Source organism: Rhizobium sp. SG570, from assembly GCF_012275345.1.
GTDB classification, from domain to species: domain Bacteria; phylum Pseudomonadota; class Alphaproteobacteria; order Rhizobiales; family Rhizobiaceae; genus Rhizobium; species Rhizobium lusitanum.
Genome location: NZ_JAAZQI010000003.1, coordinates 454,124 through 472,939, shown reverse-complemented (window position 1 = coordinate 472,939; position 18,816 = coordinate 454,124). Strand labels below are relative to the sequence as shown.

The following is an 18,816-nucleotide window of genomic DNA, read 5'->3' as shown; positions in this document are numbered from 1 at the left end:
AGGGAGCGTCCAGTCGGTCGTCATCAATTCGAGTGCCATGGCCACGCTGCCGAGTGCTCGCCGGGCACGGCTATTCCTTGACCTCGCTGGAGGCGGATCGTGTTGCGGCACTAACGGCCAATCAAACGCCTACCTCAACCCTTCCGCGAGGAAGAAAGGATGATGCATGTCTTCTGATCACACCCCATTCACCGAGCACCGTATTCCGCGAGTCGAAGGAAGCGTGTACACTCGAGACTATGCCGGCACCGGGCCAACTTTCGTGCTCATGCACGGCTTCCCCGATAACCAGCACATCTGGGACGACCTGATTCCGCACTTGGTCGCCAGCGGGCGGCGCGTGGTGACGTTCGATTTTTTGGGCTTTGGCGCCTCCGACAAACCCGCCGGCGCCGCCTATAGCTTCAAGCAGCAACTGGGTGACCTTGAAGCAGTCGTTGAAGGTCTGGGCTTAGGGAAGATCGTGCCCGTCGCTCATGACTCCTCGGGGATGGCGACGCTCAACTACGCACTCACGCATCCGGACGCCGTCGACTCCGCGATCATGCTCAACTCGGCCTATAGCGAGGACTCCACTTTTTTTTGGCCAGAGATGATCACGCTCTTTGCGACCCGGAACATCCAGCCCCTGGCCATGGCGATCGCCCAGAGCCCCGAACAGTTTGGATGGCTGCTGAGATGGCAGCAGAAGAAATTCCTGGACGCTTTGCCCGAGGAGCAAAAGCGCCATTTCAGCGCGTTCATCGGTTCGCTGATCAGCAACAACTTCATCGTCCAACCTGGCGCCGGGCCCGCCTTCGTACAGCTGGCCGCGGAATTCTTCGATGAACATGCCAGAAACGCCAAGCATCTGGCGGCGCTCAAGGCGTTGGATATTCCGGTCAAACTGATCTGGGGACAGTACGATCCTTACTTCCCCGCCGCCATGGCCGAGCGGCGCCAGTCTCAGCTCAAGAATGCGTCCCTAACCCTCATACCGGCAGGCCATTGGCTGCAGGCCGACGAGCCCGCGCAAGTGGCGAAGGCGATGCTGTCATGAGCCGCGTCCTCGACAAGCTCGCTGTGAAAGCGACTCGCTTGACTAGCCTCACGTGCTTCGGTGTCGTCGTAGCGCTACTCCCAGCGATCGGGCCGGCCACTTCGTTCGCTCAGTCGGCGCCGCCATCCTCGGGCCTTGACGTGCCGACCACCAAGCTACTGGCGATCGGCACCTTCACCGCCAAAGGGTCGCCGGACCAGTGGAAGCCGCTCCTCCCCGCCGAAGTGCGCGACACGGTTCGGCTCTATCTCGCTGGGAAAATCGACCAGTGGTACCTCAAACAGGACCAGAGCGGCGTCGTGTTCATGATGAACGTCACCGATCCTAAGGAGGCGTTGGAGCTGCTGGGCAAGTTTCCTTTCGGCCAGGCGGGGATGATGGAATTCCAGATCATCCCGCTCGGCCCGATCGCGCCGCTTCGCGTGCTTTTGGCCGAGCCTGCAAAGTAGTTCGTGGTGTTCCAGACCAATATATCAAAAGGAATTAGCAAAATGCCCAACAAGAATCCGCGCGTTCATGCCGAGATACTGCCCGCGCTTGCCGCCGTCGTCGTTCCGACGACCAAGATCCTGGCGATCGGGTCGGTCACGGCCAAGGGCACGCCCAAGGCGATCGCGCCGGTCCTGCCCCACGAAGTCCGCGCGACAGTTCGCAACCATCTCGCCGGAAAGATCGAGCAGTGGTTCTTCCAGACCGAGGGCTACGGCGTCGTCTTCATCGTGAACGCGACCAGCACGGCCGAAGCGCACGAGCTCCTGGAGAAACTTCCTCTGGGCGTCGCCGGCATGATGGAATTCGAGCTGATCGCCCTCGGGCCGCTCGCCCCGCTCGCCATGCTCATCGGTGAGCCGCCTCATTCGTGATGTGATCTCGGGAGCTCGTTGGGAGCTTGGTGGCTCTCCAGGCTCCATCGCGATCGCGATCGTCAACTTCACGCCGCCGCTGTTCGCCTATCTGAAATCGCAACTCGCCGCCGCGCGCGATTTCCTGGCAGCGCTGCGATCAATGAACGTCACGCCCACCACCGAAATCGATGGTCACAGCGTTGAAGAATGGATCGCATGGGCGGTGGAATGGCTCCAGCGGGCTAATCCAACCGGCGGCGGCGTTGGCAGCTTCTTCGAGCAGGTCGCTGAAATCACCGATTGGGCCTACCGCGATTGACCAAGTGGACGCTGAGTAAGCGTTGCCATCGTATTTGGACATCGTGGTCTCTGCGGCAGGTGCCAGAAGCCGCTACTCGAGCCATAGACCGTCACGGCAAACTCACTTACAGCCGAATTCTGAGGGGGCGTTGCGGGTCTCTCCGCTGCAGAGGGCGCGTCGGCAGCGAACCGCCGGCCGGAAGGTATCCTTCTCCCCAAATTGCGACCTTGCAAGTTCCAATTGGCGGAACATTGACTTCCAATCAGCCGTGGAACGCCGCCGAAGAAACGGAACATCCGGACGTGTGAACCGATCCAATCGGGGAGTGCTGTGTCCAGGTCGCCATCAGATTGTTTCCGCCGGTATTGCGTTCTGCGGCAACTCTGGGTCCAAAGTCTGTTGCCATCAGGCGGCGTTGCTTCACTAAACTAAGCAGTTTTCAAATTTATAATGGGTCAGTGGCGTGTAGCGAGTGACACTTACATCTTGCCGTTTGAACGGCTCGCCGGCCTTATCTGTACAGCGTAAATCCAAGTCAGGCCCTGCATTGCGTGCCTGTTCGAGCTGCGTCTGCAATGTTTTCCGGCTGCAAAACATTGCAGACAATCACTTACGAGCAAGGCGAGCGCAAACCCCGGTTCGCTTTGTCTTGCCGTACTTCCCCTACCCAGTTGACGCTCCCCATATCGCTGCTTTCCGGTGTTCAGAGCTGACGGGGCGGGTATTTCTATACGCGCCGTTCAAGGGAAGATCGCAGCAATTCGACCAGAACGGAACGCTGTTCGGGCTTGAGCTTGTCGAGATTGCGCTGCCGCCAGCGGATGGCGGGAAGCTCTGCGACATGACCTATCTTGAGCAAGGGCCAGTCCGGTTCGCCGCGCTCAAAGCCGATCAGAAATTCACGGTGATGATCCGGCATGCCGCCGATTAGCACCTCGATCATTTCATGCTGCGTTTCTATCAACTCTTCGATGGCAACAACCTCCTCGGTCATGCCCTCGAAGCCGTTCTGGTATTCGTTCGCAAGGTCTTTGACGCGGCCTGATAGCACTTCGCCCATGGGGCGGTTGTGACTGAGCAGATACACGATGAAGGTTTCACGCAGGTCATCGCTCAGCCCTTCCTTGGTGAGCAGGCCGCGCACGTCAAAGAGGTCGCGCGGGTGCTGACGGTCGAGGGCGGCAACCAGCTTGCCAGCGAAAAGGTCTTCGAAGGATAGGACGCTGGTTTCGGCAAAGCCGAAGACCTCTTCAACGGCCTCGGTGACGGGAATCGTGGAAGGTTCGTGAACCACACCGCGCAACACGGGCGAGACTTCGATCTTCACCTGTGTTCCCTCGGCCATCACAAGAAGGCGCAGGATCGCTCCATCATGGACGTTTTCGGTAACGCGCGCGCCGGGCAGTTCCGCCAAAGCTGCCGCCTTGATGCGCTTCATGGCGGCGTCGATGTCCGCCAGAGCCTCCGGCCTTTCGTTCACTGGCAGATACATCAGATCGATATCGACGGAGAGGCGCGGCAGGTTGCGCACAAAGAGGTTGATCGCCGTTCCGCCCTTGAGCGCAAAACAGGCTTCTCGCGCCACGGTGGGAATAAGGCGCATGAGGAGCCTGACCTGGGCCTGATACTGATCACGAAACGGCATTGAGGTCCTCCGGCACGGTTATGAGATAGGCCGGATCGAGCTTGCCGCCGGGCACAAGCATGCGTTTGCCCTTGCCGAGATCGATGGCGGTTTTATCCAGACGCTTGAGCCATGCATGGCCATGCCGATCCGCGAAATAGAAGAACAGGCGCTTGACCTTCACACTGCCGCAATCCACCAGCAGTTTTTGCAGCCGTCTCGGGCTGAAATTTGCTGCGCTCTGCATGATCATGTCGGCTTGATGGAAACTCTCATGGCGCGGCAATTCATCAAGCATTTCGAGATAGGCGCGCTCGGGCTGCGAAAGCGTCAAAGGCCAATCCCACTGCCCCCAGGCAAACGAGGTCAGGCTGCTGCCCTGAAAGCGGGTGAGATCACGGCCTGTTCCGTCCGCGATATCCCAGGCAAGACTGCCGAGCTCCTTTGTTACGGGATCATTCCGGAAGAGGGTCGCGCTGTTGTGATAGACAAAGCGCTGGGGAAGGTTCAGCTTGTTCAGCCATGCGGGCGGCTTGCCCGGCCCGTAGAGGTGAACAGTCTTGGTCTCATGCGAAAGATAATGTGCAAAGCCCTGTAGCTCCAATGCCGTGCGCCCACCGACATAGAACGGTGTTCGCAAGAGCAGGGTCTGAAGAGAGATAACAACTTGCTGCCAGCTCAGCCTGCCACGCGGCCTTTTATAGACGCTGCGCACCGGCTGTTCCAGCCAGCCGGCCTTGACGTAGTAAGCACGCAAATTACTGGCGATACCGCGCTCTTCCAGCCAAGCGGCATCCACGACCAGCCCCTCGGGGAGATCTTTCTCAAGTCGGTTTAACAGTGATGCAGATTGCATAGCCATACTGAGTATATTACACGATTCTCAAACCATTTCAAGTTTGCCAACATCTCAATATACTCAATAGAATTGAGTATATCCGATAATATGCAAACCTCTTATATCCAGCGCCCGCCTCTGGTGGCGCGATTTTTCTCGCCAGAACAAGGGGAACCGCCGCTTACGCGGCGGCTCCTTCCTTGGATTTGGCAACGCTTTGCAGACCACGCGGGAAATCGGCGGCGCGCTGCGCATGGGCGGGGCGGGGGGGCTGAAGATTGCACGCTTGTCTTCCTTCACCACTTTGAGTTATCCGCATTGGACTAACCCGCTCCGCTACGCCGGAGCGGCAAGTAGGTCAGATATTCAGTAGGAGCCCCAACTGCGAGAGGATGGGACGGCTGTTTTCCAGCCCATTCCATCGCACAGAGGAGCTCATCATGACCCCACTTCGCCAGCGCATGAGCGAAGACATGCAGGTGCGCAATCTTTCGCTCAATACCCAGCTCTCGTATCTGCAACAGGTGTCGCTGTTCGCCCGACACTTCGGCAAGTCGCCAGACTTGCTCGGCCGCGAGGATATTCGGACCTATCAGGTCTATCTCGCCAACGAGAAGAAGCTGATGCCCGGCTCGATCCACATCGCCATTTCGGCGTTGCGATTTTTCTTCAACGTCACGCTCGAGAGGGCCTGGGGAAGTATTGCCACTTCCCAAGAAGCCCCAGAAGCTGCCCACGGCAAGCCCGGAAGATACGCTGTCTCAGATTGCGAACGCGCCGATTGACCTGCCACCAGTTGATGGCATTCCAGTCGGTCTGTCCCTTGGTTCCGTTTGCAGAAGATTTCCGCACCTAACTTCTCCCTCGGTTAACAATCGTCACATTGTCTTCGCGCGGTTCACCAGACCCACGTCAGCAGCCTTTCGGCTTGGGCATCGCCCTATCTGACGGGTTATGGATTTTTGAGGCTGAATCAACATAGCCATTTAACTATATTATTTATTATAGTATAATCGATGTCATTGGTGCCCGCGCAACACCGGAGAATGCTTATAATGCCGGCAAAATCAGCTATTTCAGATATTGACGCACAGATCGAGAAACTCAGAGACCGCAAAAAACTTCTAATAGTAAAATCGGCGGAGCGCTTTGCCAGGGCTGCAACAAAGTCCGGCCTAGCCGAGTTGGATATCTCGGATGAAGAACTCGATGCGATCTTCGACGATATCTCCCGACGATTTCAGCCAGAGGTCAAGAACCTCACCCAGCTATCCTCTCAAACACCTCGATCGCCAGCTCCTGCGTCTGAAGCCGTGGCCGAGACTCCCCAAAATGGCTAGGAGCGCGCATGGCGAAAGCACGAAGTTCAGACTCGGCGCATCGTCGTCAGGGCTGGATTGGCGAACGCAGACCGCGCCGTTCTCTCTGGCGACTTCTTGCCGATGGCAAACATCCTTGTAAGCTCGACCGAGCAGCAGTGGCTGACGCGGATCGGCACTGAGGCTTTTGCAGCTCAACTGAGCTCGACGCCCAATAGGGAAATCGGATAATGGCGCTCGGTACCAGGCTGCATTCGAGCATGCTGTTGGCCCTTGTTCCGATTGTCGCCACGGCGCTCTCCGCTGCAATCGTCTCGTCGCAATGGCAATTGTGGGCCGGCGGCATACCTATAAAGGGCGCTTACTGGTTCCTTCGTGCCGCACCCGTGCCCGTACTTCTCATTGGCCCAGCCACGGGATTGCTGATCGTTCTGGCCCTGCCGCAGCATCGCCGCAAGCCGATAGCGATCGCAGGCCTGGGCTGCTTTTTGACTGTCGCCGGATACTACTGCGCCCGCGAATATTCCCGCCTCGTGCCGCTAATCGGTCGGCAAATCATCACATGGGATGGAGCGCTATCCTACCTCGATGCCTTCGCTGTGGTGGGCATCATCGTCGGCTTTGGCCTTGTCGCCACTTCGGCACGAGTATCGGTCGTCGTTTCCGATCCGATCAAGCGAGCAAGGCGTGGCGTCTTCGGCGATGCCGACTGGCTGCCCATGGCGGCGGCCGCGAAACTCTTTCCCGCGGATGGAGAGATCGTTGTCGGAGAGCGCTACCGCGTCGACCGTGAACTCGTTCGCGATCTTTCCTTCGATCCAAACAAACTCCCGACCTGGGGACGGGGCGGGAAAGCGCCGCTTCTGACCTACCGTCAGGATTTTGATTCAACCCACATGCTGTTCTTTGCCGGTTCAGGCGGCTTTAAGACAACGAGCAACGTCATACCGACCGCGCTACGCTATCGGGGACCGCTCATCTGCCTCGATCCGTCGACAGAGGTTGCGCCGATGGTGCTTGACCACCGTATGCAGGCTCTTGGCCGCGAAGTCATGGTGCTCGACCCGACCAATCCGGTGATGGGCTTCAACGTACTTGACGGCATTGAGACGTCGCAGCGCAAGGAGGAGGATATTGTCGGTATCGCCCAGATGCTGCTGTCTGACAGTCTGCGCATCGAATCTTCCACCAACGCCTATTTCCAGAACCAGGCCCACAATCTTCTGACAGGTCTGCTCGCCCACGTCATGTTCTCTCCCGATTATGCCGGCCGCCGCAACCTGCGTAGCTTGCGCCTTATCGTCTCCGAGCCTGAGCCATCCGTCCTTTCGATGCTACGAGACATCCAGGAAAACTCTGGATCCGCCTTCATCCGCGAAACCCTTGGCGTGTTTACCAATATGACCGAGCAGACCTTTTCCGGCGTCTATTCGACCGCTTCCAAGGACACGCAGTGGCTTTCGCTGGACAATTACGCAAGCCTCGTCTGCGGCAATGCCTTCAAATCGCGTGACATCGCCAAAGGATCCAAGGATGTATTTCTCAACATCCCCGCCTCAATCCTGCGCTCCTATCCGGGGATTGGCCGGGTTATAATCGGGTCACTACTGAATGCCATGATCCAGGCCGACGGTGACTTCCAGCGCCGGGCACTGTTCATGCTTGATGAGGTTGATCTGCTGGGATACATGCGCGCGCTCGAAGAGGCACGCGACCGTGGCCGCAAATACGGGATCACCTTGATGCTGATGTATCAATCGGTCGGCCAGCTCGAGCGTCATTTCGGGAAAGATGGCGCAACGTCCTGGATCGACGGATGCGCATTCGCCTCCTACGCGGCGATTAAGGCGCTGGAAACCGCTCGAAGCGTATCGGCTCAATGTGGAGAAATGACCGTCGAGGTGCGCAGTCGTTCACGCAACCTCGGTTGGGGTAATGCGAATGGCGGAACGCGCCAATCAGAAAACGTCAACCTCCATCGCCGGCCGCTGATCATGCCGCACGAAATCACCCAGTCCATGCGCAAGGACGAGCAGATTATCATCGTGCAAGGTCACAGCCCAATCCGTTGCGGTCGGGCGATTTATTTTCGGCGTAAAGAGATGAAGCTGGCTGTCAAAGCCAATCGTTTCTGGAGAAGCTGAGGCTTACGTCCCGCAACAGCTCCGATGTTCCGACAAGCTAAAGCGGTTCCGCTCCCTCGTCGACGGTTTCCAAGAGATACGAGGAAGCCAATGCTCGTGACAGCGCGTGGGGTTGTGATCCAGAACGAGGACCTGTCGCGTCGATCATCTCGCTGACTTCGATCTCACGGACGGTTCAAAATATATCTCTGTGACGAGAAATCGGCCATCGGATCTCTTACACTGTATGATGACATCGATGGCGGCCCCTAGCAGCGCGCGAATATCATCGCGAGTAAGATCACGGCCACCTTCGGACTCCTTCACCAGCAGCGTCAATTGTTCGAACGCCAGCTGCGCGGAATCCGCGTGTACAGTTGTGATCGACCCAGGGTGCCCCGAATTCACGTTGCGTATATAGTAGAAGGCCGCGCCGTCGCGCAGTTCCTGCAGAAGAATACGATCAGGACGCATCCTGAGGCAGGATTCGAGAAGATCCTTCACGCCGATCTTCGCCAGCCCCTGCCCTCCTTTCGAATAGAAAAGCCTGACGTGATTAGGCTGCGAGATGACCAGTTCCGGCGTATCTTCAATCGAGATAATCCGCTCTTGCTCCGGAATGTGCCGGATCAATGCCTTTGACAGGGTGGTCTTGCCCGACCCGGTCGCGCCCGAGATAATGATATTCTTGCGCGCGAGCACGGCCTGTTGCAAAAATGTCGCGTAATTGGCCGCCTCATAAAGATCGATCAGTTTCTTATCCCACGATGCGACGCCGGTGCTCACGGCGGTGGCTTCAGAAAACAACCCAGCACCTTCGAGATCGTCCAATGTCAGCGTCACCGCCGACGGCTTTCTGATCGTGATACTGACCGTGCCTTTGGTCGTTGCCGGTGGTACGACGATCTGGATCCGCTCTTCATCCGGCAAGGTAGCCGATAAGATCGGCCGGGACTCGTCGATCGCCTGGTTCGAATAGCTCGCGACGGCACGCGCTAGACGCATGAGCTTGTCGAAGCCAAGCTCCGGGAGCTCGTGAGACTGCCATCCCTCTGGCCCCTCCGTCAGCACCTCTTCTGGTCGGTTGATGACGATCTCATAAAGTGATGCGTCTTTTAGGAAGCGCGATAGTGGCGAAAGCAGCTCACGGACGACGCCTGCGTCGGAAGCTTCGGTCATCCTCGTCCTACTTCGTCACTAACGTCGTTCGAGATCTGAAATCCCCCGATGCCGCCCGATCAAGAACCTTGTTGCGCGGCTCGATGACGCGCAGGCTATAGACACCGGAGAAATCAAGGTCACGGGCAACAAAGATCGATACAAGCTCGCCCTGATGCTTCGTCAGCGTCGGCGGGATATTGATCGATTGTTCGACGGCGATCGCTGCAGCCTGCTGGCCCGCTGACGTGGTATTCTGCGCCTGGACATCGCTGTCCTGCAGCCGGGTGCCAGCATAAGTGGTGGCATCGCCGACGATCGAAAGCAGTATGGCACTTCCAAACCGCTCCCACCAATGCGTGTTGACATAACCGTCCATACCTGCTCGCCCGAGCGCATCGGTTGCGGGTGACGCAAGCGTGATGATGATGCCCTTCGGCGTCTTTGCCCTGTTCCAAAGCACGAACAAGCGCTTCTGGCCTCGGGTCAAGCCACCACGAAATTCTCCAACGACCTGTGTTCCCTTTTCCATGAGCACTACCCGGCTGTTGTCGGAGAGCACATCGCGACTAATCACGCAACTGGCGAACCCCGGCTGGTCGGATGCAAGGGCCGTCTCAAGCACGCAAGGTATAGAGGTGCCCATGGCGACGATGAAATCGCGGTTGCCCAGCATGCCGGCACGCGATCCTTCCAGGCGCGTCGGTGTTAACATCCTATTGAAGCGCTGATCTACGTTTTCAGCTTGTCCGTTGAGCGCCGCGGAATTTCCCGGGAGGGGAAGGTAATTGGAGCTAGTATCTGAGGAAACGGCGCCATCGCCGTGCTGTGGCGGCGAAGTCTGCTGCCCATTATAGGCCATCACGGGCGCACGACGGGCAGACTCCAACAACGGATCTTCTGTCACGACGGTTTGCTCTCTCGCCAAAGGCGTTGGCAACTGCGCTTCCGGAAGAGTGATTGTAGTCTTCGGTTCCTCCTTGGCCGGCTCGAAGTCGGTATTCTGGCGGATGACGACACGCTCGGGTTGACTGGCATCCGGCTTTTGCTGATCGCGCATCGACCAGAGCGAAAATCCTATGAAAGCAACCATCGCCAAGACCACGGCGCCGCGCTTCAGAACCGGATTACTATTGGCCCGCCCGCTGACAGCGGTCTCGGCACGTTCTCCGGGAATAGGTTCCTCCATCTCATCAGACATTCCCGTCTCCCTATTGCTGCGCGGCTGGTGCCTGCGATTTCACAACGCGTTCCACTGAAGGAGACGTGGTATTGGTATCGGGATTGATGCCTGCTGGATCGTAGGTTTCGTTGAAAACGCAAAGCACATCGCCTCCCCTTCTGAGGATGAACTTGCGGCTGATCGCGTGAACGAGCACAAGCTCCCCATCGACCGACTTTGGTACCAGGCTTTCGGTGCCGTCTGAGTTTTCCATATAGATTGCCGGCATTTCCTGATTGGCCCTGAACGCAAAGGTCGTGATCTTGCCGTTATCATAGACCGCCTGTGGTTCGAGGGCTGTCGATCCTTGCGCCGCATATCGCCAGTTGCGTGGTCCATATTGCTCGTGCAGTGCCAATACTTGGTCTGCTTGCCCTGCTTGAGCCGCCTGCGCGTGCGCGGCCGCGTCTTGGCGCCGACGCTCAGCCTCGTCGGCCGGATAGCGATATTTGACGTAGAAGTAAGTATCCTGACCGGCAGCAACCGGTCCATCTCGGACCGTCAGCTCCATCTGATAGCTGCGAGTCGAGCCATCCCGGCGCGTGGTTATCACCGAAATGTTGGTGACCGGCTGGTTTTCCCGTGGCTTTAGGAAGAGAATATTGCCGGCCGGTGCCACTTCCCAGGCAACGGTATTTCCAAGCGCCACATGAGCGATCTCTTCATCGGCCGCAAACTCGATCTGGACCGACGAACGCAGCGAACCTACGACCCTAGTGATATTGTAGGGTTGATAGTCAACAAAGCGGATACGACCGTCTTGCGGAGCGCCGCGCGGCGTCTCTAGCGCAAGGGCGGGCGAAGACCAACCTGCTACCGCGAGCAGAACAATCAAATAGCGACGTTTCAATTGATGGCCTCCGGGTCGGACCGATAATCGCTGACGACAAAGCCGAGCGGGTTCACCAACCGATCGGTCGAGGACATCGGCGCATTTACATAGGAAAAGGTGAGCGTCGCCACCCAATGGGTCGTATGCGCCTCGTCACCGCGAGTGATCGTACGCATGTAGCGAACCGACGCGACGTTGCCGCTGATCAGCGAGATCGAGGCGATATTGACCCGTGACGAGGCACTGCGGCTGTAAATGTTCTGGGGCGAATCCGGATTGCTGCCACGATACAGAGCAGTGAAGCGGGTCTGCTCCGATGCCGTCGACAGTAGTGAGACCGTGCGAAAATTCTCTTCCGCCTCGCTCCAGACGTAGCCTTCGCGAGCACGCACATAGCGCGCCGCGAAATATTTCGTCACCGCTTCATCGTAAGTGCCGGCGGTTGAGGTAAGCGCGGAAGCGACATCCACAATACCGGTCGAATTGTCGACCCTGACCACGAAAGGCTCGACGGTCTTCAGCGGTGTGAGGCCGGCAAGCGCAACTATCGATACTGCGGCAAGAGCGCCGGCCGCAATCGCGATGAACCAGGCGATACGGGCCGAGCGTTCCAACTGAATCATGCGATCCTGATCGAAGCGCCGCGCCTTTTCGAAATAGCTCTTGAGATTATCCGTCGTGACCATCGCCATTACTCCACGCACGGTCGATAGGAGTTCGCGACATCGAAATGCGCAAAGGCGGTGGGAACGCCGTCCGGTTTTTCCTCGATATATCCATGCGGCGTGCCGGCGGATTGCCTTGACGGACGGTCCAGGGATTGCGGTATAGGTCGACGATCATCGTCCCACTGCCACATGGCTCGATTGAGCGGTCGACGCGAGTGACCATCGCATTTGGGCAGGGGATAGGAGAGTGACGCGCAACTGCCAAGTGCCGACGCGACGCATAAGACCACAAATATTCGCATCATCCTGAAGAAGCCATTTTGTCGTTGCTTGAAATTCACCACCAGCCAGCCCCTTTTGATCGCAGGCCACGGGCGACGGCACGCGCCCCCCGGGCAAGCGTGCCTTCATGCGCATCGCGCGCCGCGCCATAGCCGTAGGTGAGCGAGGCGCCGCCTGCGGCAAGGGCCGAGGCTATTCCTGGCAACTGATAAAAGACGTAGACGGCAGCGAGGCAAATCGCGCCGAGCGCGACAGGCCTCATGAGTACGTCGCTGTAACCTTCGATCATTGTGAAGGTGGAATCGATACAGGTAATCAGCAACGATCCGACCGCAACAACCAGTACCTGCAGAACCACGAAATTGGTCAGCTGTCCGATCCATGCCTCGGTAAAGCGCCGCGTCGAGGGGAACATAGCGAGCGCCACAAAAATCGGTCCGATGGCGAGCACGATCGCCAGCGCGAGCCGTGCATAGAGCGAGACGATATAACCGATCGCGGCGACCACGAAGCTTGCCAAAATGACCAGCATACCGCCGATACCAGTGACGATGTCGATGCCCCATGAGGCGTGCGACCAGATTTCCCTCGCGCACTTCTGACCCTTGTCCAGAAGGCTATCGAAGGTCGAGGCACTTGGAACGGTTCCGGAGTTCAACGCCTGCGAGATCTCCTTTGGCAAGCTATCGAAGAAGATCTTGCTGACATAGGTTTGATACTCGCTGGCGTTTCTGACCAGCATCAGGATGATGGCGAGCTTCATCGCCCGAAAGGCAAAATCCAAAATCGGCTCGTGCACGGACCCACGCAGGATCAGAAAGCCATAGAGAATGACATAAAGTGTCAAAGCCGCCGTTAGTGGGCCGGCGACCCAGCTGGCAATATTTGATGTGCCCGAGGAAATGAAGCTCTCCAGCGGCGCCTTGAACTGCCCATCGACAAAAGCAAAGACCTGATACATGGCTTAGCCCCCGAGCGCTTTACCCATGCGCTCTAGGCGAGCTTTCCAACCGGCTGCTGCGGCATTCATGCAGTTTGGCGTGCCTTGGAGTTCACCCGGATTGTTGCGGCACTTTGCAATCGTGTTGGTAAGCAGCTGCTCGTCCGCAAGAAATTCCTCGACGGAATGGACACGCTCGGATTCCTTTGAGCAGCCGAACAATGAGACGACCAGTGTGAAGAGAACAAGAAACTTCATGGCAGTGCCGCTCCCATGGCATCCATGCGCTTGCGCCAATCTTCGGCCTTGCGCTGTTCATCGATCTGCCTCTCGGCCTGCTGCACCATCTGCAGGCCTTGCATTCTCAGCACATCGGTCTGGAGAAAGGCCGTCTCTGCCTGCAACCTCGCCTGTAGGTCGGCAATGTCTTTAGCGTCGCTTGCTGACGAGATTTGTTGGCGCAGCTGGTCGATGCCGTCGATCCGCTTGGTTGCGGCGTCGTAGATCTGCTGACCGAGGCTCATCTGTCCGGCATTCCTGTTCTGAACGCGCGACAGTTCCTGGGCGTAAAAATCATTGGCACTCGTCTTATAGGTCGAATTGTTGCTTAAGAATTTTGAGGCGGCGTCACCGAGCGCACCTGAACCTGAACCTTTAAGAAGGCGCTCAATAGTGGAGAAATCCTCAGGCAACGCCTTTCGGATCGAGGGATCGTTTAAGACGCCGGCAATATCGGCCATATTTGTCAGCTTGTTCAGAGAGCCATAAAGCTGCTCGGCCTGTTGGATCTGCCGGTTCAGCGCATCAAGCTGCGATTTGAGCTGAATGATACTTTCGATCTGTTTGGCAATCGCTGCCTGGTCGATCACAGGTATGCCCTGTGCGTCCGCGGGACTGGTTGAAAGAATTAGGGCGACCGCCATCGTCAGGGTAGCCAGTTTGGGTCGAAACATCAGCCTGCACTCCTTCTTTGCTGAAAAGGCTGCAACCAGTCATCCTCGCCACTTCCAAGTTCGGCGCGGATTGCATCGGCGAGTTCAATATTTGCTGTCCGCCCGGAGAGGATTGCGAGTTCGTCATCGAAGCCGCCGAGATCGAGCTCGGCGACAACACTGTTGTGCCCCTGCTTGACGATGAAACGGCGGCTCTCGATGGAGAGCTCGCGCGAAAGCAACTCGAACTCCCGTTCGGTAAGCTTGAAGCCATCGACATAGTCGGCACGATCGCCACGTGAGTTCGGCAGGAAGACCTGCGTCGGGCATTGTTCGATGATGGTATGCGCAATCGCTGAGTTGATGGCATCGCGAGGGCTTTGCGTGGCAAAAAGCATCAAGCCGTTCTGCTTGCGGATGGTCTTAAGCTTGTTCTGGGCGAGATCGATAAAGTTCTCGTCCTGTAGCGCCTTCCAGAACTCGTCGATGACGATGATGATGCGCCGGCCATCGATCAATTGTTCGACGCGGTAGAAGAGATAGGCCATGAGCGGCGTGCGGATCTCCTCGTTGTCGAGAAAGTCCGTCATGTCGTAGCCGAGGAATTTGGAACCGATGCCGATGTCATCGGCCTCGTTATCGAAGACCCAGCCTAGTGGCCCTCCGCTCTCCCAGCGGCGCAGTCTGGCGGCAATCCCTTCCGGATCGGCATTATTGAGGAACGCGCGCAGCGCCCCGATCGTGCGCTGTCCTCTTGGCAAATCGGCGAGGCCTTCGATCGCGAGAGCAATCTCGTCGGCTTCGCGAGCGGAGAGATCGCGTGCCGTCGAGCTGACTAGCTTGCCGATAAAGCGGGCTAGGAACACCTTGTTTGCCGGCGTCAACTCCAGCGCCTTCAGCGGCGCACATCGCGTCGGCTCCCCGTTCCTGAGCGGCAGATAAATGCCACCGGCGGCGCGCACGAAGAGATCGGAGCCACGGTCCTTATCGAAAAAGACCATGTGCGGATCGTGCTTTTCGAGCTGTGAGAGCATGAAATTGACCAGCACGGTCTTACCGGCGCCCGATGGGCCACAGACGAAAGTATTGCCGAGATCGCCGCAATGGAAATTGAAATAGAACGGCGCACCTGACGCGGTCTTGAGCATGGCGACGGCCGGCCCCCATTCATTGCCGTCCTTCTTGCCCGACGGATAGGCATGAAACGGCGAGAGTGCTGCAAAATTCCGCGATGTGATTGCACCTGAGCGTGCTCGATAACGAAAATTACCCGGCAATTGTGCCCACCAGGCCGCCTCAAGCCCAAGATCCTCACGTGCAACGACGGCGCCACCACTGGTCAGATGGGAGCGAGCCTTGGCGAGATTGTCGGTTAGTTCCTTGACCGTGGAGGCGAATACCCCAAGCGTCAGATGATGCTCGCCAAGCACGAAACGGTTCGATTCGAGCTCGTCCATCGCCGCATCGAGTTCCTCGATCTGTGACGCCGCCTTGTCGCCAGCACTCACCATCTGGTTCTGCTTGCGTCCCATGATGGAGCGCGCATCCGTTTTTGAGGTGAAAGCGAAGGACTGCGTCAGGATCAACTCGAAAGGGACCGATAGAATGCCGTCGAGCATGCCGCTGCGGGTCCTCGCCGGATATTCCTTGAAGCCGAACATGCCGGCAAAGCGGCTGGCGCCCTCGTGGCGGATCTCAATCGTCTCTCGTCCAAAGATCACGCGATCAGAATAAATGGCGGCGGAAATCCTTCCCTGTGTCAGCGGAATACGCTCACGGCGACCGCCGATGATCTGATGCAACACTTCGCTGGGCTCGGAAAACAGAATGCCCTTCTCATCGCAAATCGACAACACGCGGGGCGCGAAACGCTGCAGCCCCGCCATTAGATCAGCGAGCTTGTCACGCAGATGCTTCACCCCATCCGCGTCGAGCTCGGAAGCTGTGTTGCGCGCTTTGCGCAGCCGCACTAATAAGCTCGCAAACCTCTCAGCGGGATCGCGGTTCGGATACCATAGCAAGCTGAGATAGAGGTCGTTGCGGAACAAGTCCTCCCGCACCATTCGCTCGCGATATTTGCCGTTGAGCGATGCCGAGAAAGGATTGGAGAATTCGCCATCGGGATAGTTGTCGTCGCGGCGCCGGATGATATGGGTCCAGATTGCCAAACGCTCGTCGGAGATATTGCGGTAGAGCGTATTGAGGTCGCGATAAAGGCCATTCAGATCTAGACTATCGGCTGTCTCGAACGATACGCCCTCAATTGAGATCATCACCATTAGAGCTCTTGAATCGAGCGCAATCACCGTCTCATCTACATGACGGATGTAGGGGATGAAGGTCTCTGGATCGAGTTCGCGGGATTTGAGGAGAGAAGCGCTATGCAAGGCCCAAGTCCCTCTCATCGTAGCGCCGCACGAGCCTCAATGGCGTCAGCGAAGAACCGCCCCAGTAGGCGCCATTGCGCGAACGGCCGCGCGTCTCGATCCAGGCGAGCAGAATGCGGAACATGTTGTGGTCATGCTTGACGAGCGCGCGAAAGATGAGATGGAAGACTACACCGACAAGCGCGTAGGCGATCGAGCCTGCGATGATGTAGAGGATTGTCGTCATCATGACGTTGGCGCCCATAGCTTCCATTGTGACACCGGCAATCATCGCCGGCCGCGTGCAAGCAAGAAAAAGCGTGTCTTCCTCAAGTTTGACTTGGTCTGGCATTCTCTCAGCCCCCTGAGATCGTACTGACAATCTGCGAGGCACCGAAGATGATGCCGATGCCAAGCACGACATAGGCTGCCTTTCGCAGATCGAGATAACCGAACATCCACGCAATTCCGACGATGATGACGGCGATCGTCGCGAGCAACTTGGCGACATTGCCCGTGAGCAATGTAACGATGTTCTGCAGAACCGTCTCGATGCCGCCGGTGCTCTGGGCGAAGGCGGGTTCGATCGTGACTGCCGAAAACACAGCAGCCATAGAGACAATGGCCGCAAGTGCACGGATGTTAATCCTTGATATCATTCAGGCTGCTCCGGTTGATCGTTTTGGAAAACGAGCGCGGACGAGCGTCGCGCCGCATTGAACACATCCCAGAATGGCGCTCTCGCTACCGGCTGTTGCGATGCCTCGGCCTTAGCGACGGAAGGTATCGCAAATGCCTTGGCGTCGACACCATCCGGCCTGTGAGGTCCCTGCCCGATTGCCAACGAGGCCAATCTCGCCGAAAGCCGCTTTGCCTCATGCCGGATCTGCTCGTCATATCGAACCATTTTCCCGACGGAAGGATCGGAGCGCCCATAATAGGATTGCAGCATCACGCGCTCGGCCTGTCCCGAAGCAGCACCTGCGCGGACCGCCAGACGATAGTAACCGTCGAGCAAGGTCGCGGTCGCCTTAAGATTGAGACAGGGATCGAAAGCATCGGAGATTGTTAGATTGAGCTTACGCAGTTCCTCGATCCCCACACCGCCAAGCCCGAGCTGGATGTCCTGGTGCTCAGCAACCAGCGTGGCTGCGGTTTCGATCGCCTCCGCCTTGCTTTTTGGCTGCCGCTCAAGCGGAAGGCCGCTATTGATGCGGATATTGAAGGGCTGAAAATTGCTTTCCAGGCTGACGACGGCAGCCAGCGTTTCCATCGCAACCGCTGGCGCGCAGGTTTCAGCAAGATCTGTGAAGGCGATGGTCATCGATCAATACCACACACGTTGGCTACCGACACCGTCGATGGTCACGTCGACGTAATGCGGCTGCAAGCGCCTGCTCGGTCGCTCAGTCGGATAACCCATGCATTGCAGGTGCCTTTCCCTACGCTGCCATCGAGCCAAGGCGACCAAATCGGTGTTTTCGGCAGCGCTATCGCGGCCGGAGCGGCAATATCGGGCATCGACCTTTTGAAGCGTTGCGGAAATACAGATGGCCTCCTGGCCGCGGTCACCATAGCGTGCGGTCAGGCTATAGCCGTCATTGCATGAATAGGGTTCATAGCCGGGTTGGGAGGCCCGGAAGCCGACGCCGCTGCAAGTTGGAAAGGAAGCTCCCTTGGCGAGCGCCTGCCAGAGCTTGCTGATCGGTGGGCGGCATTGGGCAAATTGCGTTGGGCCACCCGGATTGGAAAGACACAGGATAACCTGGCATCCCCAGTCATCGGCGCGCGCATCACCCCCTAAAATAAGGTATATGGGAACACAGCCGGCAACGGCGGAGACTATACCAACCAGAAGGTTTTTCATGGCTAGGACCCTTCGATGTGACAGCATCAAGCGATCGTTGCGACTTCCCTTGGGAAGTCCTTCGTCGCTCATACTAACTTATATAATGCAGTTAAAAAGATGACAAGCACCTTCAACACACAATTGTACAGTCTTTCGTTCGCAGCCTTCATTCTGCGCGAAATCATGGACCATCCGCAGGAAGACGAGACGCCGCAATCCAGACTGAAGCAGGTCGGCATGATGAGCATTCTCTACATCATGAATCAGGGGCATCAGGCCCTAACTATCTCAAATCTCGTTGAAATTACGAAGCTGACGCGTATGGGCGTTTCGGAAGTCATAGAACCGTTACTCAAACGTGGCATGCTCACGGAGACCTTCGTGAAGAATTCCATGGGACGCGGCAAGGCACGTCAATTCGAGATCGCACCTGAGATTTTTGAGAAGCTTCGAGCCTTTGGGCAGAGTAGCTAGCACG

The 18,816-nt window shown here is 57.5% G+C and carries 22 protein-coding genes and 1 pseudogene; 9 read left to right on the top strand and 14 right to left on the bottom strand.

Annotated features, from left to right (window positions below):
- The first annotated feature begins 166 nt into the window (after window positions 1–166).
- From FHT28_RS09595 to FHT28_RS09580, 4 genes are read left to right on the top strand one after another with little or no spacing between them, the layout of a single operon-like run.
- Complete coding sequence (locus FHT28_RS09595) at window positions 167–1,039, top strand: alpha/beta hydrolase (protein ID WP_113119535.1); 873 nt, start codon at window positions 167–169, stop codon at window positions 1,037–1,039.
- A gap of 38 nt (window positions 1,040–1,077) precedes the next feature.
- Window positions 1,078–1,488 (top strand): hypothetical protein, encoded by a 411-nt coding sequence (locus FHT28_RS09590; protein ID WP_246704819.1) that lies wholly within the window; start codon window positions 1,078–1,080, stop codon window positions 1,486–1,488.
- 42 nt (window positions 1,489–1,530) lie between these two features.
- The gene (locus tag FHT28_RS09585) at window positions 1,531–1,902 is read left to right on the top strand and encodes a hypothetical protein (RefSeq protein ID WP_047561237.1); all 372 of its coding nucleotides are present in this window, start codon (window positions 1,531–1,533) and stop codon (window positions 1,900–1,902) included.
- Window positions 1,883–2,203 carry a hypothetical protein gene (locus tag FHT28_RS09580; protein WP_168596088.1) on the top strand — a complete coding sequence of 107 codons (321 nt, stop codon included), beginning with the start codon at window positions 1,883–1,885 and terminating at the stop codon, window positions 2,201–2,203. The genes FHT28_RS09585 and FHT28_RS09580 overlap by 20 nt, the downstream gene beginning before the upstream one ends.
- 709 nt (window positions 2,204–2,912) lie before the next feature.
- Here the strand turns inward: FHT28_RS09580 and FHT28_RS09575 are convergent.
- Both FHT28_RS09575 and FHT28_RS09570 read right to left on the bottom strand, forming a co-directional pair.
- Window positions 2,913–3,830 (bottom strand): nucleotidyl transferase AbiEii/AbiGii toxin family protein, encoded by a 918-nt coding sequence (locus FHT28_RS09575; protein WP_168596087.1) that lies wholly within the window; start codon window positions 3,828–3,830, stop codon window positions 2,913–2,915.
- Window positions 3,817–4,671 (bottom strand): type IV toxin-antitoxin system AbiEi family antitoxin domain-containing protein, encoded by an 855-nt coding sequence (locus FHT28_RS09570; protein WP_113119533.1) that lies wholly within the window; start codon window positions 4,669–4,671, stop codon window positions 3,817–3,819. The genes FHT28_RS09575 and FHT28_RS09570 overlap by 14 nt, the downstream gene beginning before the upstream one ends.
- 416 nt (window positions 4,672–5,087) lie before the next feature.
- Here FHT28_RS09570 and FHT28_RS09565 point away from each other — a divergent pair.
- From FHT28_RS09565 to traG, 4 genes and pseudogenes are all read left to right on the top strand, one after another.
- Window positions 5,088–5,382 (top strand): annotated as a pseudogene (locus tag FHT28_RS09565) (site-specific integrase); the annotation flags it as partial.
- Window positions 5,383–5,702: 320 nt separating this feature from the next.
- Window positions 5,703–5,987 carry a TraC family protein gene (locus FHT28_RS09560; RefSeq protein ID WP_168596086.1) on the top strand — a complete coding sequence of 95 codons (285 nt, stop codon included), beginning with the start codon at window positions 5,703–5,705 and terminating at the stop codon, window positions 5,985–5,987.
- Between the two features lie 39 nt (window positions 5,988–6,026).
- Entirely contained in the window at window positions 6,027–6,197 is a 171-nt protein-coding gene (locus tag FHT28_RS09555; RefSeq protein ID WP_168596128.1) for a conjugal transfer protein TraD, read from the top strand.
- Window positions 6,197–8,110 carry a Ti-type conjugative transfer system protein TraG gene (traG, locus tag FHT28_RS09550; RefSeq protein WP_168596085.1) on the top strand — a complete coding sequence of 638 codons (1,914 nt, stop codon included), beginning with the start codon at window positions 6,197–6,199 and terminating at the stop codon, window positions 8,108–8,110. Before FHT28_RS09555 ends, traG begins: the two co-directional genes overlap by 1 nt.
- Before the next feature lie 144 nt (window positions 8,111–8,254).
- Here the strand turns inward: traG and virB11 are convergent, their stop codons facing one another.
- The 12 genes from virB11 to FHT28_RS09490 form a co-directional block, all read right to left on the bottom strand.
- Window positions 8,255–9,268 (bottom strand): P-type DNA transfer ATPase VirB11, encoded by a 1,014-nt coding sequence (gene virB11, locus FHT28_RS09545; RefSeq protein ID WP_168596084.1) that lies wholly within the window; start codon window positions 9,266–9,268, stop codon window positions 8,255–8,257.
- Window positions 9,269–9,275: 7 nt separating this feature from the next.
- Window positions 9,276–10,448: a type IV secretion system protein VirB10 gene (virB10, locus tag FHT28_RS09540; protein WP_168596083.1), complete on the bottom strand. Its 1,173-nt coding sequence runs from the start codon at window positions 10,446–10,448 to the stop codon at window positions 9,276–9,278.
- Between the two features lie 10 nt (window positions 10,449–10,458).
- Window positions 10,459–11,319 carry a P-type conjugative transfer protein VirB9 gene (virB9, locus tag FHT28_RS09535; RefSeq protein WP_037190854.1) on the bottom strand — a complete coding sequence of 287 codons (861 nt, stop codon included), beginning with the start codon at window positions 11,317–11,319 and terminating at the stop codon, window positions 10,459–10,461.
- On the bottom strand, window positions 11,316–11,987 hold the full coding sequence (locus FHT28_RS09530; RefSeq protein WP_037190856.1) for a virB8 family protein: 672 nt from the start codon (window positions 11,985–11,987) through the stop codon (window positions 11,316–11,318). The genes virB9 and FHT28_RS09530 overlap by 4 nt, the downstream gene beginning before the upstream one ends.
- A gap of 319 nt (window positions 11,988–12,306) precedes the next feature.
- The gene (locus tag FHT28_RS09525) at window positions 12,307–13,212 is read right to left on the bottom strand and encodes a type IV secretion system protein (RefSeq protein ID WP_037190858.1); all 906 of its coding nucleotides are present in this window, start codon (window positions 13,210–13,212) and stop codon (window positions 12,307–12,309) included.
- Window positions 13,213–13,215: 3 nt separating this feature from the next.
- Window positions 13,216–13,449, bottom strand: coding sequence for an EexN family lipoprotein (locus FHT28_RS09520; RefSeq protein WP_037190860.1), 234 nt, complete (start codon window positions 13,447–13,449; stop codon window positions 13,216–13,218).
- The gene (gene virB5, locus FHT28_RS09515; protein WP_037190863.1) at window positions 13,446–14,144 is read right to left on the bottom strand and encodes a P-type DNA transfer protein VirB5; all 699 of its coding nucleotides are present in this window, start codon (window positions 14,142–14,144) and stop codon (window positions 13,446–13,448) included. The genes FHT28_RS09520 and virB5 overlap by 4 nt, the downstream gene beginning before the upstream one ends.
- Window positions 14,144–16,510, bottom strand: coding sequence for a VirB4 family type IV secretion system protein (locus tag FHT28_RS09510; RefSeq protein ID WP_168596082.1), 2,367 nt, complete (start codon window positions 16,508–16,510; stop codon window positions 14,144–14,146). The genes virB5 and FHT28_RS09510 overlap by 1 nt, the downstream gene beginning before the upstream one ends.
- Complete coding sequence (locus FHT28_RS09505; protein ID WP_168596081.1) at window positions 16,503–16,841, bottom strand: type IV secretion system protein VirB3; 339 nt, start codon at window positions 16,839–16,841, stop codon at window positions 16,503–16,505. The genes FHT28_RS09510 and FHT28_RS09505 overlap by 8 nt, the downstream gene beginning before the upstream one ends.
- A 4-nt stretch (window positions 16,842–16,845) precedes the next feature.
- Complete coding sequence (locus tag FHT28_RS09500; protein WP_037190870.1) at window positions 16,846–17,148, bottom strand: TrbC/VirB2 family protein; 303 nt, start codon at window positions 17,146–17,148, stop codon at window positions 16,846–16,848.
- Window positions 17,145–17,813, bottom strand: a complete 669-nt coding sequence (locus FHT28_RS09495) for a lytic transglycosylase domain-containing protein (protein WP_168596080.1) — start codon at window positions 17,811–17,813, stop codon at window positions 17,145–17,147. Before FHT28_RS09495 ends, FHT28_RS09500 begins: the two co-directional genes overlap by 4 nt.
- A gap of 3 nt (window positions 17,814–17,816) precedes the next feature.
- Entirely contained in the window at window positions 17,817–18,356 is a 540-nt protein-coding gene (locus FHT28_RS09490) for a hypothetical protein (protein WP_092576107.1), read from the bottom strand.
- Between the two features lie 99 nt (window positions 18,357–18,455).
- Here FHT28_RS09490 and FHT28_RS09485 point away from each other — a divergent pair, with 99 nt between their 5' ends.
- Window positions 18,456–18,812 carry a MarR family transcriptional regulator gene (locus FHT28_RS09485; protein WP_168596079.1) on the top strand — a complete coding sequence of 119 codons (357 nt, stop codon included), beginning with the start codon at window positions 18,456–18,458 and terminating at the stop codon, window positions 18,810–18,812.
- Window positions 18,813–18,816: the final 4 nt, after the last annotated feature.

Excerpts from the sequence above, each read along its gene's own strand:
- FHT28_RS09595 (WP_113119535.1), top strand. The coding sequence starts at position 167 with ATGTCTTCTGATCACACCCCATTCACCGAGCACCGTATTCCGCGAGTC.
- FHT28_RS09585 (WP_047561237.1), top strand. The coding sequence starts at position 1,531 with ATGCCCAACAAGAATCCGCGCGTTCATGCCGAGATACTGCCCGCGCTT.
- FHT28_RS09575 (WP_168596087.1), bottom strand. The coding sequence starts at position 3,830 with ATGCCGTTTCGTGATCAGTATCAGGCCCAGGTCAGGCTCCTCATGCGC.
- FHT28_RS09570 (WP_113119533.1), bottom strand. The coding sequence starts at position 4,671 with ATGGCTATGCAATCTGCATCACTGTTAAACCGACTTGAGAAAGATCTC.
- FHT28_RS09560 (WP_168596086.1), top strand. The coding sequence starts at position 5,703 with ATGCCGGCAAAATCAGCTATTTCAGATATTGACGCACAGATCGAGAAA.
- traG (WP_168596085.1), top strand. The coding sequence starts at position 6,197 with ATGGCGCTCGGTACCAGGCTGCATTCGAGCATGCTGTTGGCCCTTGTT.
- virB11 (WP_168596084.1), bottom strand. The coding sequence starts at position 9,268 with ATGACCGAAGCTTCCGACGCAGGCGTCGTCCGTGAGCTGCTTTCGCCA.
- virB10 (WP_168596083.1), bottom strand. The coding sequence starts at position 10,448 with ATGTCTGATGAGATGGAGGAACCTATTCCCGGAGAACGTGCCGAGACC.
- FHT28_RS09530 (WP_037190856.1), bottom strand. The coding sequence starts at position 11,987 with ATGGTCACGACGGATAATCTCAAGAGCTATTTCGAAAAGGCGCGGCGC.
- FHT28_RS09525 (WP_037190858.1), bottom strand. The coding sequence starts at position 13,212 with ATGTATCAGGTCTTTGCTTTTGTCGATGGGCAGTTCAAGGCGCCGCTG.
- FHT28_RS09520 (WP_037190860.1), bottom strand. The coding sequence starts at position 13,449 with ATGAAGTTTCTTGTTCTCTTCACACTGGTCGTCTCATTGTTCGGCTGC.
- virB5 (WP_037190863.1), bottom strand. The coding sequence starts at position 14,144 with ATGTTTCGACCCAAACTGGCTACCCTGACGATGGCGGTCGCCCTAATT.
- FHT28_RS09505 (WP_168596081.1), bottom strand. The coding sequence starts at position 16,841 with ATGCCAGACCAAGTCAAACTTGAGGAAGACACGCTTTTTCTTGCTTGC.
- FHT28_RS09500 (WP_037190870.1), bottom strand. The coding sequence starts at position 17,148 with ATGATATCAAGGATTAACATCCGTGCACTTGCGGCCATTGTCTCTATG.
- FHT28_RS09495 (WP_168596080.1), bottom strand. The coding sequence starts at position 17,813 with ATGACCATCGCCTTCACAGATCTTGCTGAAACCTGCGCGCCAGCGGTT.
- FHT28_RS09490 (WP_092576107.1), bottom strand. The coding sequence starts at position 18,356 with ATGAAAAACCTTCTGGTTGGTATAGTCTCCGCCGTTGCCGGCTGTGTT.
- FHT28_RS09485 (WP_168596079.1), top strand. The coding sequence starts at position 18,456 with ATGACAAGCACCTTCAACACACAATTGTACAGTCTTTCGTTCGCAGCC.